The organism is Blastococcus sp. CT_GayMR19 (genome assembly GCF_004570385.1).
In the GTDB taxonomy this organism is placed as follows: Bacteria; Actinomycetota; Actinomycetes; order Mycobacteriales; family Geodermatophilaceae; genus Blastococcus_B.
The window spans coordinates 81,618-105,542 of the sequence record NZ_SPQL01000008.1 but is presented as its reverse complement, the minus strand read 5'-3'; the positions used below and the strand labels follow the sequence as shown (position 1 = coordinate 105,542).

General features: G+C 73.4%; 24 protein-coding genes and 1 pseudogene. 18 read left to right on the top strand and 7 right to left on the bottom strand.

Going from position 1 to position 23,925, the window contains the following annotated elements:
• Positions 1-207: 207 nt before the first annotated feature.
• The 5 genes from E4P39_RS12830 to E4P39_RS22920 all read left to right on the top strand — a co-directional run bounded on the left by E4P39_RS12830 (position 208) and on the right by E4P39_RS22920 (position 1,941).
• Positions 208-1,215, top strand: a complete 1,008-nt coding sequence (locus E4P39_RS12830; RefSeq protein WP_135136974.1) for a histone-like nucleoid-structuring protein Lsr2 — start codon at positions 208-210, stop codon at positions 1,213-1,215.
• A gap of 168 nt (positions 1,216-1,383) precedes the next feature.
• Complete coding sequence (locus E4P39_RS22655) at positions 1,384-1,500, top strand: type II toxin-antitoxin system Phd/YefM family antitoxin (RefSeq protein ID WP_209306514.1); 117 nt, start codon at positions 1,384-1,386, stop codon at positions 1,498-1,500.
• Entirely contained in the window at positions 1,500-1,655 is a 156-nt protein-coding gene (locus tag E4P39_RS22650) for a hypothetical protein (RefSeq protein ID WP_209306513.1), read from the top strand. Before E4P39_RS22655 ends, E4P39_RS22650 begins: the two co-directional genes overlap by 1 nt.
• The gene (locus E4P39_RS23230; protein ID WP_280790855.1) at positions 1,652-1,780 is read left to right on the top strand and encodes a hypothetical protein; all 129 of its coding nucleotides are present in this window, start codon (positions 1,652-1,654) and stop codon (positions 1,778-1,780) included. The genes E4P39_RS22650 and E4P39_RS23230 overlap by 4 nt, the downstream gene beginning before the upstream one ends.
• A 20-nt stretch (positions 1,781-1,800) precedes the next feature.
• Positions 1,801-1,941 carry a type II toxin-antitoxin system RelE/ParE family toxin gene (locus E4P39_RS22920; RefSeq protein WP_245159798.1) on the top strand — a complete coding sequence of 47 codons (141 nt, stop codon included), beginning with the start codon at positions 1,801-1,803 and terminating at the stop codon, positions 1,939-1,941.
• Between the two features lie 2 nt (positions 1,942-1,943).
• Here E4P39_RS22920 and E4P39_RS12815 read toward each other — a convergent pair whose 3' ends face one another.
• Positions 1,944-7,817, bottom strand: a complete 5,874-nt coding sequence (locus tag E4P39_RS12815) for a DUF4011 domain-containing protein (RefSeq protein ID WP_135136973.1) — start codon at positions 7,815-7,817, stop codon at positions 1,944-1,946.
• 231 nt (positions 7,818-8,048) lie between these two features.
• Here E4P39_RS12815 and E4P39_RS12810 point away from each other — a divergent pair, with 231 nt between their 5' ends.
• From E4P39_RS12810 to E4P39_RS12795, 4 genes and pseudogenes are all read left to right on the top strand, one after another.
• Positions 8,049-8,333: a hypothetical protein gene (locus E4P39_RS12810; RefSeq protein ID WP_135136972.1), complete on the top strand. Its 285-nt coding sequence runs from the start codon at positions 8,049-8,051 to the stop codon at positions 8,331-8,333.
• The gene (locus E4P39_RS12805; protein ID WP_135136971.1) at positions 8,327-8,833 is read left to right on the top strand and encodes a DUF6884 domain-containing protein; all 507 of its coding nucleotides are present in this window, start codon (positions 8,327-8,329) and stop codon (positions 8,831-8,833) included. Before E4P39_RS12810 ends, E4P39_RS12805 begins: the two co-directional genes overlap by 7 nt.
• 140 nt (positions 8,834-8,973) lie before the next feature.
• Positions 8,974-9,390, top strand: a pseudogene (locus E4P39_RS12800) (DUF1707 domain-containing protein); the annotation flags it as partial.
• A 43-nt stretch (positions 9,391-9,433) separates the two neighbouring features.
• Complete coding sequence (locus tag E4P39_RS12795) at positions 9,434-10,216, top strand: enoyl-CoA hydratase/isomerase family protein (protein ID WP_135136969.1); 783 nt, start codon at positions 9,434-9,436, stop codon at positions 10,214-10,216.
• A gap of 9 nt (positions 10,217-10,225) precedes the next feature.
• Here the strand turns inward: E4P39_RS12795 and E4P39_RS22350 are convergent, their stop codons facing one another.
• The 3 genes from E4P39_RS22350 to E4P39_RS12785 all read right to left on the bottom strand — a co-directional run bounded on the left by E4P39_RS22350 (position 10,226) and on the right by E4P39_RS12785 (position 12,212).
• A complete protein-coding gene (locus E4P39_RS22350) occupies positions 10,226-10,402 on the bottom strand; it encodes a hypothetical protein (RefSeq protein ID WP_167761829.1) in 177 nt (58 codons plus the stop codon).
• Between the two features lie 103 nt (positions 10,403-10,505).
• A complete protein-coding gene (locus E4P39_RS12790; protein WP_135136968.1) occupies positions 10,506-11,237 on the bottom strand; it encodes an enoyl-CoA hydratase/isomerase family protein in 732 nt (243 codons plus the stop codon).
• Between the two features lie 78 nt (positions 11,238-11,315).
• Complete coding sequence (locus tag E4P39_RS12785) at positions 11,316-12,212, bottom strand: isocitrate lyase/PEP mutase family protein (protein ID WP_135136967.1); 897 nt, start codon at positions 12,210-12,212, stop codon at positions 11,316-11,318.
• 108 nt (positions 12,213-12,320) lie between these two features.
• On the opposite strand from E4P39_RS12785, the gene E4P39_RS12780 reads away from it, so the two are divergent.
• The 4 genes from E4P39_RS12780 to E4P39_RS12765 are packed head-to-tail and all read left to right on the top strand — an operon-like array spanning position 12,321 to position 17,590.
• The gene (locus tag E4P39_RS12780; protein ID WP_135136966.1) at positions 12,321-13,025 is read left to right on the top strand and encodes a GntR family transcriptional regulator; all 705 of its coding nucleotides are present in this window, start codon (positions 12,321-12,323) and stop codon (positions 13,023-13,025) included.
• Complete coding sequence (locus E4P39_RS12775) at positions 13,022-15,085, top strand: hydantoinase/oxoprolinase family protein (protein WP_135136965.1); 2,064 nt, start codon at positions 13,022-13,024, stop codon at positions 15,083-15,085. Before E4P39_RS12780 ends, E4P39_RS12775 begins: the two co-directional genes overlap by 4 nt.
• 5 nt (positions 15,086-15,090) lie before the next feature.
• Positions 15,091-16,962, top strand: a complete 1,872-nt coding sequence (locus E4P39_RS12770) for a hydantoinase B/oxoprolinase family protein (protein WP_135136964.1) — start codon at positions 15,091-15,093, stop codon at positions 16,960-16,962.
• A 22-nt stretch (positions 16,963-16,984) separates the two neighbouring features.
• Entirely contained in the window at positions 16,985-17,590 is a 606-nt protein-coding gene (locus tag E4P39_RS12765) for an isochorismatase family protein (protein ID WP_135136963.1), read from the top strand.
• Between the two features lie 22 nt (positions 17,591-17,612).
• Here the strand turns inward: E4P39_RS12765 and E4P39_RS12760 are convergent, their stop codons facing one another.
• Together E4P39_RS12760 and E4P39_RS12755 are read right to left on the bottom strand one after the other, a co-directional pair.
• Positions 17,613-18,896: a hypothetical protein gene (locus E4P39_RS12760; RefSeq protein ID WP_135136962.1), complete on the bottom strand. Its 1,284-nt coding sequence runs from the start codon at positions 18,894-18,896 to the stop codon at positions 17,613-17,615.
• The gene (locus E4P39_RS12755; RefSeq protein ID WP_135136961.1) at positions 18,893-20,110 is read right to left on the bottom strand and encodes a hypothetical protein; all 1,218 of its coding nucleotides are present in this window, start codon (positions 20,108-20,110) and stop codon (positions 18,893-18,895) included. Before E4P39_RS12755 ends, E4P39_RS12760 begins: the two co-directional genes overlap by 4 nt.
• A 177-nt stretch (positions 20,111-20,287) precedes the next feature.
• On the opposite strand from E4P39_RS12755, the gene E4P39_RS12750 reads away from it, so the two are divergent.
• From E4P39_RS12750 to E4P39_RS12730, 5 genes are all read left to right on the top strand, one after another.
• Positions 20,288-20,491, top strand: a complete 204-nt coding sequence (locus tag E4P39_RS12750; protein WP_135136960.1) for a hypothetical protein — start codon at positions 20,288-20,290, stop codon at positions 20,489-20,491.
• Positions 20,492-20,749: 258 nt separating this feature from the next.
• Complete coding sequence (locus E4P39_RS12745; RefSeq protein ID WP_135136959.1) at positions 20,750-21,721, top strand: ferritin-like domain-containing protein; 972 nt, start codon at positions 20,750-20,752, stop codon at positions 21,719-21,721.
• A 163-nt stretch (positions 21,722-21,884) separates the two neighbouring features.
• Entirely contained in the window at positions 21,885-22,292 is a 408-nt protein-coding gene (locus tag E4P39_RS12740; RefSeq protein WP_135136958.1) for a hypothetical protein, read from the top strand.
• 41 nt (positions 22,293-22,333) lie between these two features.
• The gene (locus E4P39_RS12735) at positions 22,334-22,891 is read left to right on the top strand and encodes a PadR family transcriptional regulator (protein WP_209306512.1); all 558 of its coding nucleotides are present in this window, start codon (positions 22,334-22,336) and stop codon (positions 22,889-22,891) included.
• A gap of 56 nt (positions 22,892-22,947) precedes the next feature.
• Positions 22,948-23,424: a hypothetical protein gene (locus E4P39_RS12730; protein WP_135136956.1), complete on the top strand. Its 477-nt coding sequence runs from the start codon at positions 22,948-22,950 to the stop codon at positions 23,422-23,424.
• Positions 23,425-23,435: 11 nt separating this feature from the next.
• Here the strand turns inward: E4P39_RS12730 and E4P39_RS12725 are convergent, their stop codons facing one another.
• On the bottom strand, positions 23,436-23,717 hold the full coding sequence (locus E4P39_RS12725; RefSeq protein ID WP_135136955.1) for a DUF427 domain-containing protein: 282 nt from the start codon (positions 23,715-23,717) through the stop codon (positions 23,436-23,438).
• Between the last annotated feature and the right edge of the window lie 208 nt (positions 23,718-23,925).

Sequence of the window (23,925 nt, the reverse complement as noted above, 5' to 3'; positions counted from 1 at the left end):
CCTGCGCCACACCGCGTACGCGTTCGACCTGCTCACCACCCGCATCTGGGCGCTGCATCCGAGCGTCACTGCTTACGACGCGGCCTACGTCGCCCTCGCCGAGATGCTGGATGCGTCATTGCTGACACTCGATCGGCGGCTGACCCGAGCCGACGGCCCCAGGTGCTCGTTCCTCTTGCGTCCTGCGTGACGTGCCAGGCTGACACCGTGGTCGACGACCTCCTGGTGGCGCGCAACCCCGATCCGGCCTCCTCCCTGCCCTACCTCGTCCGCATCCCGCTCGGCCCGGCCGGCATCGTCGTCAAGGCCCGTGAGCCGTGGCCGAAGGCCTCGAAGGTCTACTGCCATCGCGCCGACGGCTGGCCGGAGGACGCCGAGATCGTGGAGCGGCACCCGGTGCGCTCGTGCAGCCGGCGTGGACCGGCCATCGACCTCGTGCTCCGGCGGGGCCGGCAGAACCGATCGCAACTCGTGCTCACCCAGGCACACGGCCGAGAAGTCATCTTCTGGCAGTCGCCGTCCACCGCGAAGCAGGCACGTCCCGGCGTGCACCTGCCGACCGCCCGTGCCTCCGGGCAGGTGCTGGAGATCCTGGTCGACAGCGGCGAGAAGTACGCGTATGCGTTCCGGCACCAGCAGGCCACCACCCGGCGGCGGCGGCTCGGTGCCGGCGACTACGCCGTCGAGCTGGACGGCGCGGTCGTCGCCGCGGTCGAACGCAAGAGCGTGAACGATCTCGCGAGCAGCCTGCTGTCCGGCAAGCTGACCTACGCCCTCTCGGAGCTGTCGGCGCTGCCGCGGGCGGCGCTGGTCGTGGAGGACCGCTACAGCAGGCTCTTCACGCTGGAGCACGTCTCCGGTTCCCGCGTCGCCGAGGCGCTGGCCGAGGCGCAGGTCCGCTTCCCGTCGGTCCCCATCGTCTTCTGCGAGACCCGGCCGCTGGCGCAGGAGTGGACCTACCGCTGGCTCGGTGCCTGCCTCGTCGAGCTGACCGCGGCCGCGCGTACGCGTTCGGTCGAGTCCACCTTCTCGCCGGGCGGTGCGGTGCCGCCCGCGCCTGCTCGCAGGCCACGTGCTTCCGCCGTCCGCGCGTGGGCCCGGGAACAGGGGATGGCGGTCAACGACCACGGCCGGGTCCCCGTCGACGTCGTCCGTCGCTACGAAGCCGCCCACGCCAGGGAGCCGGGCCCCTCATCGCCGAGGGTCTTGACCTGAGCGCCGGAGCGGGAGTTGGCTTCCGCCGGGCGGGGCGACCTCTCTGTCGCACCTCCGGGTGCTGACCTCACCGATGCAGCTCGGCTGCCGAGGCGCCCCGCCCCTCACGTCCGGAGGGACTTCGCCGCCTCACGCCGTTTGGCCAGAACTCAGGCTAGAAAAGGGCGCATGACGTCGATCCCGCTCAGTGAGGCCAAGGACAGACTGTCCGCCCTGGTCCAGGCGGTGGAGACGACGCACGAGATCGTCACGATCACCCGGCACGCCGTGCGGCCGCCGTGTTGATGGCGAAGGAAGACCTCGACTCCCTGCACGAGACGATCTTCCGGCTGTCGCAACCCGATGTCCGGCGGGACATCGACGCTGCCCGCGACGAAGCCGAGCGGGGAGACGCCGTGTCGGGCCCTGATCTGAGAGGCGAGTTCGGCCTGGCCGAGTGACCGTTCCGTTCGACGTGCAGGTGGCGTCGGCGGCGCGCCGCCAGCTTCGGCGACTGCCGGACAAGGTGGCGTCGGCCATCGTCGAATTCGTCACGGCAGTCTGCCTGAGAATCCGCTGCGCCTGAGCAAGCCGCTGACCGGGGCGTTGGCCGGCCTCCGTAGCGCCCGCCGGGGGGATTACCGCGTGCTGATCGACGTGAACGAGGACGAGCGGCGGATCCTCGTCGCGCGGATCGCGCACCGGGCTGCCGCCTGTCGTCCGCCGCGGCCGGATGGGCCGGACTGAGCTCAGCTGTCAGCCGTCAGCAGGCCCGAGGGCTGCTCGATGACCTTGCCGCGATCGAGGGCCACCTTCAGCGCCGCCTCGAGCACCGGCGTCACGGCGGCCGCCCGGCGTTTGTAGCCGAACACCGCCGCCGTCTGGGTCAGCAGCTCGTCGCGCCGCATGCCCGCACCCGCCCGGCACAGGGCCGCCATCGCGTTGCCGATCTCCTCCGGCGGCACGTGCTCGATCGGCCGGTCGGTGCTCGACATCTGCCGGCGGAAGCCGTCCCACGCGGCGGGGTCGACGCCCTCGGGCCACACGTAGCCGTCCACGACCGCCGACGGCGGCAGCGTCGACAGCAGCGCGTCCTTCCGCGCCTCGCTGGACCGGGTCAGCCCGAACGCGCCCACCGTCAGCTTCGCCAGCCGGTCGACGTGCACCGGCCCCTCGGCCTTGATCCCGGCCGCCAGCACCCGGCGCACCACCCGCGCGGCCTTGGCCGCCGGCAGCTCGTCGAGCACCGACTTCTCGCCCGCGGTCTTCGGGATCCACGGCACGAACGGCGCCTCGCCGTCCAGCGGCGCGGGTCCGGCCTGCTTCCGGGCAGCCGGCTTCGCAGCCGCCCGCGGGGCAGGAGCAGCGGGAACGGCCACGGACGACGTCACCGAACCCCGCAGCGCGGCCACGCCCTTGAACGACTCGAGGGCCGCCGTCGGCAGGATGATCGGCGCGGCGACCGCTGCCGGGGCCGCGTCCACCGCCGCCACCAGCCGGTCGACCACCTCGGCGGACGACGCCAGCCACGACGGCAGCCACACCCGCTCCACCACAGGCCAGCGCAGCATCTCGCCCAGCACCTCGACCGGCAGGCCGTCGCGGTCGCCGACGGTGCCTCGCTTCGCCCACGCCGGTCCGTCAAGCAGGACCGCCATCACCGGGGTCTCCGGATCGACGAGTCGGGAAACCGACAAGTCGACACGGAACTCCGACAGCCCCACGTCGGTCCGCACCACGAGCCCGCGCTCGCGCAGGGCCGCGGCGATCGACTCCCGGTGCCGGTCGATCACCGACGAGGACCGCGCGTCCCGCGGCAGCACGTCGGTGCCCTGCGCCGCCAGGTCGAGGTAGGCCCGCAGGTGCTTGATCCCGACCGACGACGTCTCCTCGGCCCGCAGCTGCTCCGGGTCGAACGAGGAGAACACGACGACCTGGCGCCGGGCCCGGGTGATCGCGACGTTCAGCCGCCGCTCGCCGCCCGTCCGGTTCAGCGGCCCGAAGTTCAGCGGCAGCGTGCCCGAGGCGTTCACCGAGAAGCCGGTGGAGAAGAAGACGACGTCGCGCTCGTCGCCCTGCACGTTCTCCAGGTTCTTGACGAACAGGCCCTCGCCGTCGGCCCGGTCCAGGGCGGCGGCCAGGCGGTCGTCGTCCGCGTCGCGGAGCAGCGCCTCGATGTAGGCCCGCTGCTGGGCGTTGAACGTCACGACACCGATCGACGGGGCGGCGTCCAGCGAGAGGTCGAACCGCCGGCGGATCTCCGCGACGATCGCCTTCGCCTCGATCGGGTTGGTGCGCAGCAGCCGCCCGGCGCCGGACCGGTGGAAGGTCCCCGGCACCCGCGCCAGCGAGACCCCGCGGCCGTCCGGCTCCGACGACGCCTGCCCGTGCGTGGGCGCCGGGAACGACGACAGCCGGTTCTCGTAGTACTGCGCGTTGCTGAACGCGATGAGCGACTCGTCCTGGCTGCGGTAGTGCCACGACAGCCACTGCCGCGGCACCCGCGCCTGCACGCACTCGCTGAGGATCGACTCCTCGTCCTCGACCGTGGTCTCGGGAAAGTCACCGGACTCGTCGCCGCCGGAGGTCGGCTCGGCGAACGACGTCGGCGGCATCTGCTTGGAGTCCCCGACGACGACCGCAGCCTTCGCCCGTCCCAGGGCCCCGACCGCGTCGGCCACCCGGATCTGCGAGGCCTCGTCGAACACGACGAGGTCGAACTGCCCGGAGACGGCGGGGAAGAACCGCGCCACGGAGTCCGGCGACACCAGCACGCACGGCATCACGCAGGTGATCAGGTCGCCGTACTGCGCCAGTAGCGCCCGCACCCCCAGCCCGCGGCGCTGCTTGGCCAGCTCCCGCTGCAGCGCGCCGACCTGACCCGACCCCGATGCCGCGTCGAACGGCCGTGAGCCGAGCACCCGTGCCGGCAGGGCCGCGGTCAGGTGCTCGCGCACCGCCTTCGACGCGGCGGTGAAGCGGCGGATGGCCTTCTCGTGGGCCTGCTCGTCGAACAGATCGAGCCCGGTCGCGTCCAGCCGCTCGGCGACGGAGGACACCGCGACCCCGCGGTCGAACGCCCGCACCGCGTCGTCGGCCCTTACAGCGCCTGTAACGAGCAGCGTGCGCGCGTCGAAGAGGCCCGCGTAGCGCAGCGGCTCGAGGGTGTCGAGGAACGAGACCCAGCGCCGCAGCGACATCAGCACCAGGTTGTCGACGCCCCGCTCGGGGCGGGTCATCGACCAGCGCAGGACGAAGCCGTCGTCCTCCGTCCAGGCCGCGAGCTGGTCCGGGCTGCTGCGGCAGACCTGCAGCAGCCCGACGAGGGCGTCCCGCAGCCGGGCGACGGCCGGTGCCGCACCGGTCGGGAGACCACGCACGATCAGCTTGCGCAGCTCGACGTGGAAGAGCGTCGACCCGTCGACGGCCGCTCCGGCCCGCCGCAGCCACTGGACCTGCTGCGCCAGCAGATCGGTGTCCAGAAACGGGTTCCAGTCCGACGGCACCGCCAGGCCCGGGATCGAGTCGGCCCGCGCGGCCATCGCGGCCACCGCGGTCTGGACCCGCCACAGCGACTCGACGAGCGCCGGCACGTCCTTGGGCTTCACCACCGCGCCGGGGCGCAGGTAGGGCGCGAGCCGGTCGCGGACGGCGGTCAGCCGGCGCTTGCGGCCGAACCACGACGACGCCGCCGCCGTCTGCGCGGCCACGTAGACCTCGGCCAGCGGGAGCTGCAGCACCTCCGGCGCACACACGTCGAGGCCCGGGTGGCGGAACGCGGTGAACGCGGCGATCTCCCCGAGCACGGCGCTGGTGGACGCCGTCCAGAGCTCGGTGAACGTCTCGTCGATGACGTCGAGGCCGATCCCGGGGCCGCTGAGCACGTGCACGAGGGCGTCGAGCTCGTCCGGCGTCCTCGCGCGGCGGAGCACGCCGGACAGCTCGGGGATCGCCGACACCTCGCGCACCGCGCCGTCCACCGCCGCCGCCGCGGCCTGCGTGGCGGGCAGGTCGATGGCGGGGGAGTCGACGAAGGCCCACGGGTGACGCAGCGAGGGACGGGTCAGGTCGGCGATGTCGGGCAGCAGCGCGAGGGAGCGGCGCACCGAGGTCAGCACGTCGGCCGGGGCGTTGGCGACGAACGGCAGCGGCACCGGCAGCGGGTCGACGTCCGGCCCGGCCGTCAGCTCCGCCGTCCGCGCCGAGTACAGCGACAGTCCCGCGGCGTTGGGATCGTGCAGCCGGTCGGCGTAGCGGGCGAGCAGGCGGCGGGCCGAGCGGAGGTCCTCCGCCGCCACCGAGAGCCCCTGCTCGTCGACGTTGACCGCGTGCTCCAGCGCCAGCCGGATCTGCGCGCGCACCGTGGAGGCGCGCGAGCCCTTGTCGTGCAGGTCGAGGGCGAACATGCCCATGCCGACGGCGTCCAGCCGACGGGCGACGACGTCCAGGGCCGCCCGCTTCTCCGCGACGAACAGCACCCGCTTGCCCTCGGCGACGGCCTTGGTGAGCAGGTTGGTGATGGTCTGCGACTTGCCGGTACCGGGCGGGCCCTCCAGCACGAAGGTGCGCCCGGCGGTGGCCTCGGCGATCGCCCGCAGCTGCGAGGCGTCGGCCGCGGCGGGCAGCTGCGCGCCGAGGTCGTCCAGGTCGACGAACGCGGCGGTGTCGCGGGCCGGGTCGATGAACGCCTCGGTGGGCTGGTGCACGAGGTGGGAGACCAGCGGGTTGTCGGTGAAGTCCGACCAGTGCTCGTCGAGGTCCTTCCACAGCCGGAACTTCGCGAACTGCAGGATCGCGAGGTCCGCGGTCGACTCGACCCGGTAGGGCAGGCCGTGCCCGACCAGGGCCACCCGCATCGCCTCGAACGCGGTGTCGAGGTCGAGCGTCGCGCCGTCGGCCGGCTCGGTCAGGCTCGGGACGACGAGGCCGTGCAGCTGGCGGAGCTTCTCCAGCAGGCAGTAGTTCGGGGTGCTCGTGCCGGCCTCGTCCAGGGTCACCCGGTATGAGCCGGTACGGCCCAGGGGAGTGAGCACGACGGGGATGAGCACCAGCGGTGACCGCAGCGGCCGGCCGTCCAGCTCCCACACCAGGCTGCCCAGCGCCAGGTACAGGTTGTTGGCGCCGGTCTCCTCCAGCACCGTCTTGGCCTTGTAGGCGATGTTGCGCAGCCGGGGGAGGTACCCGCCGGAGGTGACGTCGGCGTGCACCTCGCGGCGCTCGACGAGCAGCTCGGCCAGCTGCGCCTCGGGCAGCTCCCGGGCGCTGGCGACGCCCCGCTCCTTCTGGACGGCGGCCAGCTGGTCGGTCGGCAGCAGGGTGATCGGCGTCCCGTCGTGGACGAAGTTCTCCAGCACCCCGAGGGCGGAGTCCGGCACGGCCAGGGCCAGGCCCGACCGCTCCGTGTAGTTGATCAGCCGGTTGCGCAGGCTGAGGTCGAGCAGCGCGTTCTTCCACTGCTGCACGCGCGGGGGCGCCTCGGGCCTGCTGGACGGCGCGGGCGCCGCCGGCTCGGGCTTCGCGGGGGCGCTGTGCAGGGCGGGCCGGTACTCGACGACCTGCAGGACGCCGTCCTCGTCGCGGGCCCGGGCCGGCAGCGGGAAGATGCCGTCCTTGCGGGCGCGGTGGACGTCGGTGACGCCGAGGATCCGGTCGAGCTCGCCGGTCAGCCAGCCGGTGTAGACGGGCCGGTGCAGGTCGGCGCCGGGCTCGCCGTTGCCGGTGAGCAGCGTCGTCTCGACCAGGCCGATCAGCCCGAGGTCGACCAGGTTGACCAGCGGCGCGGCGTCCGTGGTGGCGGCGCTCTCGGCGCTGCGCTCCTCGCGCCAGTAGCCGAGGAACGCGTGCCCGTCGGCCAGCCACAGCAGCGGCCGGATGCCGGCCTGCTCGAGGGCGGCGGCGAGGACGACGACGGTGTCCAGCGGGGTGCCGACCCGCCAGGTGAGGACGTCGCCCGGCGTGCGCACCTGCTGGCCGAGATCGGACCAGGACAGCGGCGGCTCGCTGTAGCGGATGCCGCGGCGCTGCATCGCCTCGGCGATCGCCTGGACGACCTCGTCGACCCGCTCCGGGGTCGCGGCGTACCCGACGAGCGCGCCGCTGCCGGTCTTCTGCTCCAGGACGCCGGCCGCCTCGCTGACCAGCGCGGTCACCGCCGGGTGGTTGGGCATGACGTGGGCGGCGAGCATCTCCAGCGCCAGCGGCACCGGGGTGGCCAGCCACTGCTGGGCGGCCAGCACCTGGACGACGCGGCTGCCCTCGCCGAGCAGGACGCCGTCGGACTCGACCTCCACGTCGATGACGCCCGGCCGCTGCTCCTCGACGTGCAGCATCGCGGCCGGGTCCATGACCAGGCCCAGGTCGGTGAGCACCGTCGTCCGGCCCTCGTCCAGGTCGGCCAGCAGCTCGACCGGCTTCGCGATGGAACCCTCGGCGTCGCGGACACCCAGCCGGACCGTCGCCGCCCGCACCGGACCGCCGAGGTTGGTGATGGCCAGCCGGGAGACCACGGGGACGCGGTTGTGCGCCAGCGCGTAGCTCAGGACCGGGGTGGAGGTGATCTCGATGGAGACCGCCGGGCGGGGCGCGATCACGTCGCCCAGCTCGAAATCGGCAGTCGTCTCCATGTCACCTGTTTACCCCGTCGGGGGGTTCGGTCCTCCCATGGTCTCCGACGCGTGGGACACGTGTGACGGATGCGGCCACCCGATGTCCGGAATCACACATCGGCTCCCGGCGGCGGTCACGCGCGCCGCCGTGTACGCCGATGGCGTGCTCTTCCTCCTCGGAGCCGTTCGGGAGCGGCGCCGCGGGTTAGCGTCCGCCCGCCTGTCGATCACCTCTGGGGGAGCGCAGCGATGAGCACAGGACTGCCCACCATCCGGGAGCTGGTCGCCGAGGGCGCCGCGACCCTGCCCGAGCCGTTCAGCCGCGCTGCCCTGATCAACTGGATCCACGCCCGGCGGCCCGACGTCGGCGTCGCCTCGATCTCCACCCACATCCAGTCGGCGACGGAGAACTCGGCTCCCCCGACGTCTCCCACGCCCCGCTGCTGCAGCGCGTCGGCCGCGGCACCTACGTCCGGTACCGCCCGCACTCCGAGCACCGGCCCACGGTCGCCGTCGCCTCCCGGGTGGTGCTGATCGGCTCGGCGGGGGAGACCGCGTCCGGCCCCGTGCGCGTCGCGGACCTCTTCCGGAGCGCCGGCTTCGTGCGCGCCCGCGAGCAGGCCGTCCACTCCGGGGTGCCCTGGTTCGTGCTCAGTGCCAAGCACGGGCTGCTCGAGCCCGACGACGTCGTCGCCCCCTACGACCTCGACCTCGGCGACTCCTCGACGGTCTACCGGAGCGCGCGGGGCGAGTGGGTGGCGGCGCAGCTCGGGGAACGGGTCCAGCTCACCGGCGCCACGGTCGAGGTGCACGGCGGCGTCGACTTCGCCCAGCCGCTGCGGCAGCCCCTGGCCAGACGGGGCGCGGCGCTGGAGCTCCCGCTGCCGGGTACCTGGCACGAGGACGACCATTCCGACCACCGGCACGCCGACGGCGGTGGTCCGGCGGGGGCCCTCGGCCGGCTCCGCGATCTGCTGTCCCGCTCCCGGCCGACGGATTCCCGGCACCCGGGACACGACGCGTCCGCCTCGTGACGAATGGTTCCGGATGCGTGCGGCCGCGTGCGACGATCCGGCCCGGCGAGGTGTCGGCCGGACGAGGCGGAGGAGGCGGGATGAGCGAGCGACGCGAACTCCGGGTGTCCGACGACGAGCGGTAGGTCGCCGCGGAACGGCTCCGCGCGGCGCACGACGAGGGCCGGCTCGACCTCTACGAGTACGACAACCGGCTGGCCCAGGCGTACTCCTCGGTGACCTATGCCGATCTGGACCGGCTCTTCGCCGACCTCCCGGTGAGCACGCTCTCCGTCGCCGCCCCCACCACCGAGCCCGCCGTCCGGCCCCGCGGACGGAGGGTGCTCGCGGAACCCACGGTGGTCGCCGGGATGCCGACCGCGCTGAAGGTGCTCTGGACGGTCTGGGCGTCGGTGGTGGCGATCAACCTCACCGTGTGGCTGCTGGTCAGCCTCGGAGGCTCGGACCTCGCCTACTTCTGGCCGATGTGGCTCGCCGTCCCCGGCGTCGTCCTGCTCGGCGCCTCGGCCGCCGTCACCGCCGTGCGCAGCCACCGACGGGACCGCACCGAGGGCTGACGCGCGGTTGCCCGACCGGGCCGTGCACCGGAAGGTGCAGGGCATGACCCGCCACGAGTCCGGACTGGTGGTCGAGACCCAGGGGCACGTCCGCGTGCTGACGCTCGACCGGCCCGAACGCCGCAACGCGCTCTCGAGTGCGATCCAGGCCGACCTGATCGAGGAGCTGCTGCGCTGCGCGGAGGACGGCGTGCGCGCCGTCGTCCTCACCGGCAACGGTCCCGCCTTCTGCGCCGGCTTCGACCTCAAGGAGATCCGCGAGGCCGACCAGCGCGGCGAGCGCTTCCGGCCGCCGATGAACCGGACCACCCGTGCGCTGTTCGAGGTGGTCACCGAGACGCCCGTGCCGATCGTCGCGGCGCTGAACGGCGCGGCCGTCGCCGGCGGGTTCGAGCTGGCGCTGGCCTGCGACCTCCGCGTCGCCGCCCGCGGGATCAAGATGGGCCTGCCCGAGGCGGCGATCGGCATGGGCGCCAACTTCGGGTCCGTCGTCCTGCCCAAGCGCATCCCGATGGGCATCGCCCTCGAGATGCTCCTGACCGCGGAGTACGTCACGAGTGAGGACGCCGAACGGTGGGGCCTGGTCAACCGCCTCGTCGAGCCCGACGACGTCCTGCCGACGGCGCTGCGGCTGGCGGAGCGGATCGCGGCGAACGCGCCGATCTCCGTCCGCCGCATGAAGGAGACCGCCGTCAAGGGCCTCGAGCTGCCGCTGTGGCAGGCGCTGCGCCTCGACGTCGGGCCGAACCCCTACCTCAGCGAGGACCGCGTGGAGGGCATCGCCGCCTACCTGGAGAAGCGCCCGCCGAACTGGAGCGGCCGGTGAGTCCTGGCCTCAGGTCGCGATCGGCGGGAGGTGCAGGTCGAAGCCGAGCAGCACGGCCGGCCACAGCACGATCGCGATGATCAGCGAGAGGAACTCGGACACACCCGCGACGCTGTTGTAGCCGTTCGTCAGGGCGACGACGAGACCGATGGCCAGGTAGATCAGGCCGAAGAGCGAGATGCGCACGGGGTCCTCCTTCGTCCGCGGGCGCCGTCGTCCGGCCCGTCGGGACGAGTGAACCGCAGGAAACCGCCGGGACGGACCCTCCGCCCCGCGAACCACCGCCGCGTCAGCGTCGGGTGAGCGCCTCGAGCGCCGCCCCGATCCGCCGGTGGGTGTCCGCCGACGTCCATCCGGCCAGCACGGCGGCGTCGTCCTCGGCCGTGGTCGCCTCGATCGCCTCGTTCGCGGGGCGGTGCAGCTGTGCCTTGGCCAGCCGGTAGGCCTCGGGTGACCGGGCGGCCAGCTCGGTGGCGAGGGCGAGGCTCCGCGGCAGGAGCTCGTCGGCGCCCGTCACCTCGTCGACCATCCCGAGAGCCAGCGCCCGGTCGGGGCCCACCGTCTCCGCGCCGAGCAGCACGTAGCCGGCGCGGGGTCCGAGGGCGTGCCGCACGATCTCCAGCGCCGACGTCGGGAAGGGGACGCCGACGGCGAGCTCGGCCAGGCCGATCCGCCCGCCCGACATCAGCCGCACGTCGCAGGCCAGCGCCAGCACGCAGCCACCGGCGATCGCGTGCCCGTTGACCGCGGCGACCGTCGGCCGCGGATGGTCGAACACCGCGCGGAACATGCGGGACAGGGCGGTGAGGAACGCCTCGGTGTAGGGCTTGCCGCCGTCGAGGATCCGGCGCAGGTCCACGCCCGCGGAGAACGCCGAGCCGGTGCCGGTGAACACGAGCGCCCGGTCGGAGGCACCGACGGCGTCGGTGAGGGCGTCCAGCAGCTCGGCGTCCATGGCGCCGACCCGGCCGTGCTCGATGCGCACGACGGCGACGTCGTCCCGTTCCTCGATGCTCAGCATGGCGCCATCCTGGCCCGGGAGCGCCCGGCCGGCGCCGCCAGGTCCCTTCCCTGGGCGCCGTGTCGTCCGGGCGCTCGATCAGCTCCCCGTGAAGCGCTGCTCGAGCGACTGGATCTCGGGCAGCCCGATCAGGTCGGTGAACTGCCCGAAGGTCGGCACCGCGTCCAGCGCGGACACCGGCGTGCCCTCCGCCTTCAGCGTCGCCAGCAGCGAGCGGATGCCCGCCGTCGCCGCCAGCAGCGTGCCGATCGGGTAGATGACCAGCGCGAAGCCCAGCTCGGCGATCCGCTCCAGGGACAGCGGTGGAGTGCGGCCGCCCTCGGCCCAGTTGAACACCAGCGGGGCGACGCCGGAGAGCTCCTTCGCGACCCGCGCGATGTCGTCCTCGGACGTCGGCGCCTCGACGAACAGCAGGTCCGCGCCGGCATCGGCGAACGCGCGGGCCCGTTCGATCGCCGCGTCCAGGCCGTCCACCGCCACCGCGTCCGTGCGGGCGATGACCACCAGATCGGGGTCCTGCCGTGCCGACACCGCCGCCCGGATCTTGCCCACCATCTCGTCGGCGCCGATGAGCAGCTTGCCGCTCATGTGCCCGCACTTCTTGGGCATGACCTGGTCCTCGAGCTGGATGCCGGCCACGCCGGCCTGCTCGTACAGCTGCACGGTGCGGACCACGTTGAGGGCGTTCCCGTAGCCGGTGTCCGCGTCGGCGATCACCGGCACGTCGACGGCCGAGACGATCCGGCGGGCGTTGTCCACCATCTCGGCGCCCGACAGCAGTCCGACGTCGGGGCGGCCGATCAGCGACGCCGTCGTGCCGAAGCCGGTCATGTAGACGGCGTCGAAGCCGGCCTGCTCGATCAGCCGGGCCGACAACGCGTCGTACGCGCCAGGCGCCATCAGAGGCGCCCCCGCCGACAGCAGCTCGCGCAGGCGCGCTCGCGGAGCGCGACCGGTGCTCAGCAGATCCGCCACGCCGGCCTCCTCGTTGTATGCAAACGCCTGCGAATTTACGCCCGAACGGGTGGACACGGAACCGCGCCGTCCCTAGGTTTGCACACAATCTTCCGGGGAGTGTGACGGGTGACACGGTCTCTGACGTCCGCCGAGCGGGTGCTGCACGCCCTGCGCGAACTCATCCTCGGCGGTCAGCTGGTCCCCGGCGCGCGGTTGGGTGAGGTCGAGCTCGCCGACCGGCTGGGCGTCAGCCGCACGCCCGTCCGCGAGGCGCTCAGCCGCCTGGCAGCCGAGGGCATCGTCGAGATCCAGCCCAACCGTGGCGCCCGCGTCGCCACCTGGAGCGTCGCCGAGCTTGAGGGCGTCTTCGACCTGCGGTCGACGATCGAGCCGCAGCTCACCGCGTACGCCGTCCCGAACGCCGCCCCGGCCGACGTCGCCGAACTCGACGACCTCGCGCACCGGATGGCCGACGTCGGCTCGCCGGGTCCCCACCAGGACCTCGACGCCCTCGTCCCGCTCAACCGGGCCTTCCACGACCGGCTGGTGACCCTCGCCGACCACCCCACGCTGGCCACCGCGCTCGCAGGCGCGATCCACCCGCCGATCGTGCTGCGCAACTTCCACGCCTACGACGAGGCGTCGCTGCGCCGCAGCCTGGCCCACCACGTCGAGATCGTCGCCGCCCTGCGCGCCGGCGACGCGACGTGGGCCCGCGCGGTGATGACCGCGCACATCCACAACGCCCGCGCGGTCATGGTCCGCGCCGCGATCGAAGCAGCCGGTGCCGAACCGGCGGCTGCACCGCCCAGGAACGAGGAGGCCTCATGAGTTACCGGCTCGGTGTCGACGTCGGCGGCACCTTCACCGACGTCCTGCTGGTGGACGAGGACAGCGGCTCGACCTGGCGGGCCAAGACCGCGTCCACCCCCCAGGACCAGGCGATCGGCGTCCTCAACGGCATCGGCAAGGCCTGCGCCGAGGCCGGGATCGGGATGAGCGAGATCGCCCAGGTGCTGCACGGGACCACGGTCGCGACCAACGCCATCCTCGAGGGCAAGGGCGCCACGGTCGGCCTGGTCACCACCAAGGGCTTCCGCCAGGTGCTGCAGATCGCCCGCTCCTACGTGCCCGGCGGCCTGGCCGGCTGGATCATCTGGCCCAAGCCCGAGCCGCTGGCCGACCTGGAGAACACCGTCGAGGTCGACGAGCGGATCGCCACCGACGGCGCGGTCGTCCGGGAGCTCGACGAGGACGACGTCCGTGCGCAGCTGGCCAAGCTGGAGGGCCGGAACATCCAGGCTCTCGCGGTCAGCCTGATCAACTCCTTCGCCGACCCGGCGCACGAGAAGCGGATCGCCGCGATCGCCGCCGAGGTGCTGCCCGGCGTCCCGGTGTCGCTGTCGTCCGACGTGCTGCCGGAGATGCGCGAGTACGAGCGCACGCTGACCACCGTCGCCAACGGCTACGTCCAGCCGCAGGTGCAGAAGTACGTGCAGACCCTCTCGGCCAAGCTGGGCGAGGGCGGCGTCACCGGCGAGCTGGCCATCCTGCGCAGCGACGGCGGCCTGCAGTCGGCGGCCGCCTCCACCGCCGCCCCGGTCACGATGCTCATGTCCGGTCCGGCGGGCGGCGTCACCGGCGCGGTCTGGGTCGCCGAGCAGTGCGGCTACCGCGACCTGATCACCTTCGACATGGGCGGCACGTCGACCGACGTCGCGCTGGTCCAGGACCTGAGCGCGCGGATCGGCCGGGAGACCAAGGTCGGCGACCTCACCGTCCGCGCCTCCAGCGTCGACGTCCGCACGGTCGGCGCCGGCGGCGGCTCGATCGCGCACGTACCCGAGCTGACCAGGGCGCTGCGCGTCGGTCCGCAGTCCGCCGGCGCGGACCCGGGCCCCGCGTCCTACGGCAAGGGCGGTGTGGAGCCGACCGTCACCGACGCGAACGTCGTCCTCGGCTACCTGCCCTCGGCGCTGGCCGGCGGCGAGATCACGCTCGACGTCGAGGCCTCCCGGGCGGCGGTGGGCAAGGTGGCCGAGGCGATGGGGCTGGAGTCGCCGGAGGCCGCGGCCGCCGGCATCGTCGACATCGTCAACGAGAACATGCTCGGCGGCCTGCGGCTGGTCTCGGTGCAGCAGGGCTTCGACCCGCGGGACTTCGCGCTGGTCGCCTTCGGCGGTGCCGGCCCGCTGCACGCGAATGCGCTCGGGAAGCTCACCGGGGCCTGGCCGGTCATCGTGCCGCCGTCCCCGGGGGTGCTCTGCGCACTCGGCGACGCCACCACGAGCCGCCGCGACGAGTCGGCCCGCACGGTGCTGCGCCGGTTCGCCGACCTCACCGGCCAGGACCTGGTCACGATCCTGCGGGAGCTGGCCGACGACGCCGGTCAGCGGCTGGCCGACCAGGGCACCCCGGCGGAGGACCAGACGGTCCTGTACTCGGTCGACGTCCGGTACCACGGGCAGGGTTTCGAGATCCCGGTGACGGTGGACGCGGCCTGGCTGGACGACCCGGACGGGTCGTTCGCGCGGCTGGGGGAGACCTTCGACGCGGAGCACAGCCGGCTGTTCTCGTTCCTGCTCGACGTGGACCACGAGCTCGTCAACGCACGGGCGACCGTCACCGGCCCGCGGCCCGACGTCACCCCGGTGCACCTCGAGCGGGGCGACGGGGACCCGAAGGCGGCGCTGGTGACCGAGCACCCGATCCACGTCGGCGGCGAGCAGGTGACCGCACGGGTCTACGACCGGACGAGGCTCCGGGCGGACGACGTCGTCGAAGGTCCCGCGATCGTCACCGAGATGGACTCCACGACCCTCGTCCTGCCCGGCCACGCGGCCGTAGTGCACGCGTCCGGATCCCTGCTGATCAACCCCGGAAAGGGCTGAGCGACATGGCGCAGATCATCGAGACCGCGACCGGCACCGTCGAACGGGTCGAGGTCGACCCGGTGACCCTCGACCTCATCGAGAACGGGCTGCGCAACGCCCGCTACGAGATGGACGAGGTGCTCTTCCGGACGGCGCTGTCTCCGGGCATCCGCGAGCAGCACGACGAGTTCCCGCTGATCGGCGACCCCGACGGGAAGATGGTCGTCGGCCAGTTCGGGCTCTCGATCCCGGACTTCCTCGAGGGGTTCGACGACACCGTCGAGGAGGGCGACGTCCTGCTGACGTCGGACCCGTACGCCTGCGGGGCGGCGATCAGCCACGCCAACGACTGGCTGCTGGTCGTGCCGATCTTCAAGGACGGCCGGGTCGTCGGCTGGGCCTCGATGTTCGGCCACATGTCCGACGTGGGCGGCAAGACGCCGTCGTCCATGCCGACCGACGCGCGCACCATCTACGAGGAGGGCGTGGTCATCCCGCCCTTCAAGCTCTACCGCAAGGGCGAGCTCAACGAGGACGCGCTGCGGATCATCCTCAACCAGGTGCGCAAGCCCGACTGGAACCGCGCCGACCTCAACGGACTGGTCGCCGCCTGCCGCACCGCCGCCCGCCGGGTGGTCGAGATGTGCGACCGCTTCGGCACCGCCACCTACCTGTCGGCGCTCGACGCGCTGCTGCAGCGCAACTACGACGCCATGAAGGTGCTGCTGTCGATGGTGTTCGAGGAGGACCGCACGCTCTCCTTCACCGACTACATCTGCGACGACGGCATCGGCAACGGGCCCTACGAGCTCAAGCTGTCGCTGACCCGCACCGGCGACAAGGTGCACCTGGACTTCACCGGCTCCTCGCCCCAGGCGGCCGGGCCGATCAACTACTACATCAACGAGAACCTGACCCGGATGTTCTTCGGGATCTACATGATCACCGTCGCCGATCCGCAGATCCTCTGGAACGATGGCTTCTACCCGCTTGTCGACGTCACGATCCCCGACGGCTCGTACTGGAAGCCGAAGTTCCCGGCCGCGCTGTCGGGCCGCAACCACGGCATCGGCCGGGTGTTCGACCTGTTCGGCGGGCTGCTGGGGCAGACCAACCCGGCCCTGCTCAACGCGGCCGGCTTCTCCTCGTCGCCGCACTTCATGTACTCCGGGCACTACTCGACCGGGGAGCGGAAGGGCGAGTGGTTCCAGCTGTACTCGATCGGCTTCGGCGGCATCCCGGGCCGGCCGCTCGGCGACGGCCCCGACGGCCACTCGCTGTGGCCCTCGTTCGTCAACATCCCCTGCGAGTACCTCGAGTCCTACTACCCGCTGCGGATCGAGAAGTGGGAGACGGTCGCCGACACCGGGGGCGCGGGCGTGCACCGCGGCGGCAACGGCGTCGACGTCGCCTACGTCTTCGAGGAGCCGGGCACCATCGCCATCCACGACGACCGCTGGCTGACCTATCCGTGGGGCGTCAACGGCGGGCTCCCCGGCGCCCGCGGCACCAAGTGGGTCGAGCGGGCCGACGGCACCCGGCAGGTGCTGCCCAGCAAGTGCCACGACGTCCCGGTCTCGCCGGGTGACGTCCTGCACTTCGTCACCTGGGGCGGCGGCGGCTGGGGGGATCCGCTCGAGCGCGATCCGGAGTTGGTGGCCCTCGAGGTACGGCGCGGCCTGGTGACGGCGAAGGGCGCGGAGCGCTACGGGGTCTGCGTCGACGAGGACGGCAGCGTGAACGCCGAGGCCACCGAGAACCTGCGCGACCAGATGCGCGCCGACCGCCCCGCCGAGCTGCCGGTCTTCGACATGGGCCCGCCGATCGAGCAGCTGCTCGAGCGCTGCGAGGAGGAGACCGGGCTGCCCGCGCCGAAGCGCCCGGTCTGGGTGTGACGACGGTGGGCCTGGTGGGGGAATGACCGGCCCGCACGGGTCGGCGTTCTCGGGCCGGGTCGGGTGGGGCTCGACGCCGGCGGTGGTGGTGATCGACCTGGTCCGGGCCTACATCCACCCGGACGGGCCGTTCGCCCTGCCCGGCGCCCGGGCCGCCGTCGAGGCCGCCGCGGAGCTGGTCGAGACGGCGCGGGACAAGGACGTCCCGGTCGTCTGGACGGTCGTCCGCTACGCACCCGGCCTGGGGGACGGCGGCCTGTTCGTGCGCAAGGTGCCGGCGCTGGCCTGCTTCGCGGAGGATGCGCCCGGCGACTGGGGCGAGCTCGCGCTCGAACCGGAGGCCGGCGAGGTCGTCGTCGTCAAGCAGTACGCCTCGGCGTTCTTCGGCACCTCGCTGGCGCCCACGCTGCACACCGCGGGCATCGACACGGTCGTCCTCGCCGGCGTCTCGACGTCGGGCTGCGTGCGGGCCACCGCCATGGACGCGATCAACTCGGGCTTCCACCCGATGGTCGTGCGGCAGGCCTGCGCCGACCGGACGGCCGGGCTGCACGAGAACAACCTCGCCGATCTCGACGCGAAGTACGCCGACGTGATCGACCTCGCCGAGGCACTCGACAGGCTGTGAGCGGTGGCGGACGACGTCCGGCTCAGGGGCCCAGGAACCAGAGCATCTGCGTCCGCGTCCGCGGGCTGTTGCACTCGCCGATCAGCAGGGCGCCGTCCCCCGCGGCGACCATGCTGCGGACGTCCTGGCCCGCGCAGCCGACGTCCACGGGCCCACGGATCTCCCCGGTGGTGAGATCCACCGCCCGCGCGCCCTCGTAGGCCGGCAGCAGCGCCCACACCTGCGCCGCCTCGACGGACAGGGCGTAGTCGTAGAGGTGGTCGGCGAGCTGCACCAGGACCGGACCGGCGCCGCCGGCGTCGGGCACCGCCATGATCCAGGCGCCCTCGGTCACCTCGACGACAAGGAAGACGGTGCCGTCGGCCCCCGCCGTGACCGCCTGCGTCTCCCCGCCCTCCGACAGGGTGGTGACCCCCACGGGTTCGCCCACCGGCGCGAGCTGCGCGTCGAAGGTCAGCAGCGTCGGGACGCGGTCCCGTCGGGTGGCCTCGGGTGTGGCGTCGAAGGCCAGCGTCACCCCGCCGCCCGGCCGCGCCACCAGCCCCGCCACCTCGTGGCCGACGGGCACCTGCGACACGGCGGCGACGTCGTCCCCGAGATCGCGCTCGGCGAGGACGCCGCCGCCGGCCGGGTCGACGGCGAGCAGTCGCTCCCGCGACGCCGCCTGGGTGTTCACGGAGAGGAAGAGGTAGAGCGTCCGGCCGTCCGCGGCGAGCGCCGACCGGCCGAACGCGGTGACGGCGCCGTCCCCGTACGGCACCGGGGTCGTCCGCGCCGTGCCCGCCGCAGGGTCGACGACGTGGAAGCCGTAGCCGCCGCCCGGCACGCCGGCGGACTGCAGCCGGCCGGTGACCGCCACCGTGCCGTCCGGGAGCAGGTGCAGGGCCGAGACGTCCTCGATCGCGGGGATCGGCACCGACCGGACGATGCCGAACCCGCCGGCTGCCCCGGAGACCGTGACCAGCTGCTGCTCGGGGCCGGGTTGCTCGGGGCTGACCACGACGAAGGCGCCGCCGTCGGGTCCGCCCACGACCGCCTCGGCGCGGGTGAAGTACCCCGGGATGGCCCGGCTCACGTCCACCGCCCCGCGCACCGAGGTCAGTGGTCCCGCAGTGGGCGGCGCGCCGGGCGGAGGACCGGCGTAGACCGGCGCCGGCGGTGCGGTCGGGCGTCCCGGCAGCTCGCTCGCGGACGACGTCGACGGCGCGGCGACGGACGGCGGGGACGCGGGGCAGCCGGTCACCAGGAGGAGCAGCCCGGCCAGCGCGCCGGCCCGCAGCCCGGGCGCGACGCATGGACGGCTCACTGCGCCGCTGCCAGGACCCACAGCGTCGGGTGCCCGCCGTCCGGGGTGCTGCACCGGCCCAGTATCAGGGCGCTCGCCGCGCCGCGGCCCGGCAGCAGCTGGGTGACCTCGACCGGGCAGCCCAGGTCGACCGGAGTGCTGCCGCCGGTGGCGAGGTCGACCGCCCGGGCACCTCCGGCGGCCGGCAGCAGCACCCATCCCAGCGCGGGGTCGACGACGATCGCGTCGTCGGCGTCCTGCCCGCCGAGGTCCAGCAGCTGCGTGCCGGACGAACCTCGCGGCGCGAGGGCGAGCAGCCAGTTGCGGGCCTGGGCCTCGACGCGGGCGAACACCGTCCCGTCGGGAGCCCCGGCGACCGCCCGGAGCTGGGCGCTGGCCGCCTCCCGGGTCAGCGCGACGGGTCCGCCCACGGGTTCCAGCAGCTCGTCGTAGCGGACCGCGGTCGGCACGCCGAGGATGCCCGCACCCGGCGGGTACGCGTCGAAGACGACGGTCACCCCGCCGTCCGGGCGGGCGAACAGCCAGGTCGACCACGGGCCGATCCCGGACTCCGAGACGGCCCGCACCTCCTCGAAGAGATCCCGCCCGCCGAGGATCCGCCCGTCCGAGGTCGCCGCGGACATCAGGAGGTCGAGCCGCCGCCCGTCGACGAAGCTGCTGAGGAAGAGGGTGACCGTCTCTCCGTCGGGTGACAGCACCGACGAGCCGAACGCGAGGTCCGTCCCGTCCTCGAACGGGATGACGACCGTCGCCCTGACCTCGCCCCCGGCCGGGTCCACCGAGAGGAAGCCGTAGCCCGGTTCCTCGCCGCGGAACTGGCCCGAGACCAGCGCCGTGCCGTCCGCGAGCGCGTGCAGGTCCCAGATCGGGCGGAGCCGGGGGACCGGGACCGAGCCGGTGACCGCGTATCCGCTGCCGGTGCGGGCGACGGTGGCGAGGTAGTGGGGAACAGCGGGATCGGGCGGGCTCAGCAGCACGAACGCACCGCCGTCGGGTGCCCCGACAGCCGCGGCCGCGGTCGTCGGGACGCCGGGGACGGCGGGGGAGAGGTCGACGGCCCCGAGGAGCGTGGTCAGCGGCCCGGGGCCCCTCGGCGCGTCCGCCGTGGGGGCGGCGACGACGGGAGGACCGGCAGCGGGATCGCCGGCGGTGCACCCGGTCAGCACGCAGAGGGCGACCGCGAGGCCCGCCGCGAGGCGGCGTCGGTGCCGCATGCGACTGGTCTAGCACCGGGGAGCCGACCGTGGCGCCCGGCCGGTCGCGAGGATCCGGTACGTCTCGGTCCGGTCACATCTCGTCCCAGCGCCACCTTCACGTAGCGGCGGCGCGATGCCGCCTGCGACTCTTCCGCGCCCGCACCGGCGGGCCAGTTCAGCTCGGGGAGGCACACCATGACGTGTTCGCACTGCAGCGCCGCCGACCAGCGGGGCCGCTACTGCGTGGGCTGCGGCACGCTTCTGCCGCCGTCGTCGACGCCGCCCCGCCGGATCCACGTGGCCCCCCGGCCGGCCCTCGACGACACGCAGCCGGTGCTCCGCTTCCGCGCGAACGGCCGTCCGCTGGTCCGTGCCCGTCAGGAGCCGGCGTCGGCCTGATCGCCGCTCGGACGTTCCGCGCCGAGAGTCCCGCGCCCCCGGGGACTTTCGGCGCGGAAGGTCGCGGGGGAGTACCGCCCGCCGTCCCCGTGAGCGGCGGCGCGGTCGGCGAGAGCCGCGGCGCAACCGCGAGAGCCGCGCTACGGGGCGGCTCCGGCGCTTGCGCGGCGGCCCCGACCGGCGCCGGCGTGACGCAGTTCACTGCTTGCAATCCGCTTGCTGGAGTTAGCACGACGGATCCATGGGCATAGAGAGCTCATGGCTCACAACACAAAGATCATCAACCAGTTGCGCGCCCTCGTCCTGCTCACGCAGACCGAGGAGCAGGTCGCACGGACGCGGATCTCCCAGGCCCGTACCGACGCCGTGCGCCGCGAGCTGACCCAGAACGCCGACAACGCCGCCAAGCGGTCGCTCGAGATCACCGAGCAGCTGCGCTCCCTCGGGGGCGTGCCGGACGTCGTCACCCCGGCCATCGGCCGGCTCGGCGCCATCCTCAAGGCCACCTTCGAGCAGGCCGCCCCGTTCGAGGAGGCGCTGCTGAGCGACCTCGCGCTCGAGCACCAGCTGCTCGACCGCGCCACCTACGTCAAGGTGCTCGCCGACCAGGCCGAGCTGACCCAGGTCCGTCAGCTCGCGGAGAAGCTCATCACCGCCCACGAGGCGACCGTCGAGTGGCTGACCGTCGTCCTCGCCGAGGAGGCCCTCGGTGGCCCCGCCGCGCTTGTTGCGACGCCGCTGCAGAAGGTCGCCGGCGGTGTGGCCCGCGCGGCCAACGCCCCGGTCCGCTTCGTCGCCAACACGGTGAACAACGTCGTCGACACCGTGCAGAACGCCGGTGAGGAGACCTCGGACACCGTCCGCGGTGTCGTCGGCCGGGTCGGCGCTCTCGCCGACGCCGCCCGCGAGACGCTCACCGCCGGCCGCAGCGCCTCGCTGCGTCGCGCCGAGCAGATCGCCCGTCGTGAGGGCAACAAGGACGCAGCCGAGGCGGCCAAGACCGCCCGCGAGGAGCTGGGCGACGTCTCCGCCGACGAGCTGCCGATCAAGAACTTCGACCAGCTCTCCGTCGGTGACGCCGTCAAGGCGATCAAGAACCTCAAGGACGCCCACGAGATCCGCGTGGTCATCCGCTACGAGGAGACCCACAAGGACCGGTCGAACGTGGTCAGCGCCGCGCAGACCACCCTGGCCGACCTGGCCAAGGACGCGGTCGGCGTTCCCAGCTGATCCCGCACCATCCCTTCGGAGGGCCCGCATCCCACTCGGGGGTGCGGGCCCTCCGTGCGTTCCCGTGTCCGTCGCGTCGCGGCACGCGCGGCGCAGGGACGTCGTCGGTGTCACGCCGCCGGGTCGTTTGGGGTTACGGGGGCCGACGGGTAAGGCTCAGGACATGAGCATCACCCCCGACGCCCTCGAGCCCGAGTTCTCGTTGACCACCGCCGCGACCCGGCTGGACTTCCTGAGCCGCCGGGACAACGGGGACACCGCGCTGAACGTCGTCCGGGACGACGACGAGGACTCCTGGCGCTCGTTCCGGGTGGCCGAGACCTCGCTCGACGTCGACGAGGCGCTGGAACTGCTCGCGCTCGGCGAGGTGGTGTCGCGCAAGGCCCACGGCAGCCGCCTGGTCGGCATCCGCGCCGCGCTGCGCGGCGGGGCCGGCTGGGAGCAGATCGCCGCCGCCCTCGACGTCACGACGCAGGAGGCCTGGGACGCCTATCAGGAGTCGATCGCCGGACAGCTGGACGACGACGCCGCGACCGCCGCCCGGGACCTGGCCGGCTCCCGCCCGAGCTGACCCTCGTCGTCCCGCCCGGCGTCGGTGGCAGCATGCCGGGCGTGACATCGCCGCCGGCAGAAGGCCCAGGTCCCCGGCTCAACGCCACCGCCGCCGCCCTGCTGGGTCTCCTGCTGGAGAAGGAGATGACCGGCTGGGACCTCATCGCGGCGGCGCAGGAGCGGATCGGTGAGTTCTGGTCCCTCACGCAGAGCCAGGTGTACCGGGAACTCGCCGCCATGGCCGAGCGTGGACTGGTCAGCGCCGGCCCGCCCGGACCCCGGGAGCGCAAGCCGTACGCGGTCACACCCGCCGGCCGCTCGGCGTTCGCCGAGTGGCTGGACGGCGAGCCCGGCGCCGACCAGGTGCGCATCCCGCTCCTGCTGACGATCGCCTTCGCCGGCCATCTGGCCCCGGGCCGCCTCGGCGAGATCGTCGACGCCCAGCGGGCCGTGCACGCCGAGCGGCTGGCGCGTTATCGCGCCGCTCAGGAGCAGCTCGCCGGCGCGCGGACCGTGGATCCGGCGCGGCTGGCGACGCTCGAGTTCGGGCTCCGCCACGAGCAGGCGGTGCTGGACTGGTTCGCCGCGCTGCCGGGGATCCTCGCGCCGCACCCTTGACATCCCACTGTGGAAGGTCGAGCCTGGCGACCACACGCCGGCCCCGGGGAGCGCACATGGCCAACACCCTGTTCATCACCCTGCACGCCGTCGCCGCGACCCTCGCGTTCGGGGCGGGCGTCCTCTCCGCGGAGTCGGGCCGGTTCCTCGGCGTCTACCGCGCCGCCATGGCGGTGATGCTCGCCGCGCTGGTCCCGGCGGTCCTGGTCGACTGGGCGATCACGGACACCACGGCGCGGGCGGTGTTCGCCGGCCTGATCGGCCTCGCCGGCGTCATGGTGGTCCGGGCGGAGCTCGCCGTCCGCCGGAGCCCCGTGCGGACCGGCGGGCCGACCGCCGCCTACCTGGAGCACCTCGGCTTCACCCTGATCGCCCTCGCCGACGGCTTCGCCGTGGTCGCGGCGGTCCGGGGCGGGGCGCCGGGATGGGCCGTCGGTGTGCTCGCGGTGGGCGTGGTCGCAGTCGGCCACCTGACGCTGCAACTCGCGAAGCGGCGGCTGGTCTGCCAGGCGGTGGCAGTCGGCGCAGCCTGATCCCCGTGTGGCTACCGGACCTCGACGCCCTTCCAGAAGGCGACCCGGTCGGTGATCTCCGTGGCGGCGTCCTTCGGCTGGGGGTAGTACCAGGCGGCGTCGCGGTTGGTCTGCCCGTCGACCTCGAGGTGAAAGTAGGAGGCCGTGCCCTTCCAGGGGCACAGGGTGTGCGTGGCTGAGGGCCGCAGGACGTCCTCGCGCACGGCAGCGCGCGGGAAGTAGGCGTTCCCCTCGACGGTCACGATGTCGTCGGACTCGGCGATCACGGCGCCGTTCCAGATTGCTGTGGTCATGCCCCCGTGCAACGAAGGGCGGCGCACGGGTAGTCCTGCATCACCAGCGGAGGGGGTACATCTCCCGCGACTGGGCGGTGCGGCACGCGCGGCAGTGGCCCCAGCTGACGATGCTCAGCGGCGTCGTCGACGCGCCGCACTCGGGGCAGTCGACCGACTCCTGGGAGTGGGACCGGGCCTCGCTGATCTCCTTCGACCGCTCCTCGTG

What these genes read in the sequence shown, in the direction of transcription:
- E4P39_RS22655 (WP_209306514.1), top strand. Translation starts at nt 1,384, where the DNA reads ATGACGTCGATCCCGCTCAGTGAGGCCAAGGACAGACTGTCCGCCCTG.
- E4P39_RS22650 (WP_209306513.1), top strand. Translation starts at nt 1,500, where the DNA reads ATGGCGAAGGAAGACCTCGACTCCCTGCACGAGACGATCTTCCGGCTG.
- E4P39_RS12815 (WP_135136973.1), bottom strand. Translation starts at nt 7,817, where the DNA reads ATGGAGACGACTGCCGATTTCGAGCTGGGCGACGTGATCGCGCCCCGC.
- E4P39_RS12810 (WP_135136972.1), top strand. Translation starts at nt 8,049, where the DNA reads ATGAGCACAGGACTGCCCACCATCCGGGAGCTGGTCGCCGAGGGCGCC.
- E4P39_RS12795 (WP_135136969.1), top strand. Translation starts at nt 9,434, where the DNA reads ATGACCCGCCACGAGTCCGGACTGGTGGTCGAGACCCAGGGGCACGTC.
- E4P39_RS12790 (WP_135136968.1), bottom strand. Translation starts at nt 11,237, where the DNA reads ATGCTGAGCATCGAGGAACGGGACGACGTCGCCGTCGTGCGCATCGAG.
- E4P39_RS12775 (WP_135136965.1), top strand. Translation starts at nt 13,022, where the DNA reads ATGAGTTACCGGCTCGGTGTCGACGTCGGCGGCACCTTCACCGACGTC.
- E4P39_RS12770 (WP_135136964.1), top strand. Translation starts at nt 15,091, where the DNA reads ATGGCGCAGATCATCGAGACCGCGACCGGCACCGTCGAACGGGTCGAG.
- E4P39_RS12765 (WP_135136963.1), top strand. Translation starts at nt 16,985, where the DNA reads ATGACCGGCCCGCACGGGTCGGCGTTCTCGGGCCGGGTCGGGTGGGGC.
- E4P39_RS12755 (WP_135136961.1), bottom strand. Translation starts at nt 20,110, where the DNA reads ATGCGGCACCGACGCCGCCTCGCGGCGGGCCTCGCGGTCGCCCTCTGC.
- E4P39_RS12750 (WP_135136960.1), top strand. Translation starts at nt 20,288, where the DNA reads ATGACGTGTTCGCACTGCAGCGCCGCCGACCAGCGGGGCCGCTACTGC.
- E4P39_RS12745 (WP_135136959.1), top strand. Translation starts at nt 20,750, where the DNA reads ATGGCTCACAACACAAAGATCATCAACCAGTTGCGCGCCCTCGTCCTG.
- E4P39_RS12740 (WP_135136958.1), top strand. Translation starts at nt 21,885, where the DNA reads ATGAGCATCACCCCCGACGCCCTCGAGCCCGAGTTCTCGTTGACCACC.
- E4P39_RS12730 (WP_135136956.1), top strand. Translation starts at nt 22,948, where the DNA reads ATGGCCAACACCCTGTTCATCACCCTGCACGCCGTCGCCGCGACCCTC.
- E4P39_RS12725 (WP_135136955.1), bottom strand. Translation starts at nt 23,717, where the DNA reads ATGACCACAGCAATCTGGAACGGCGCCGTGATCGCCGAGTCCGACGAC.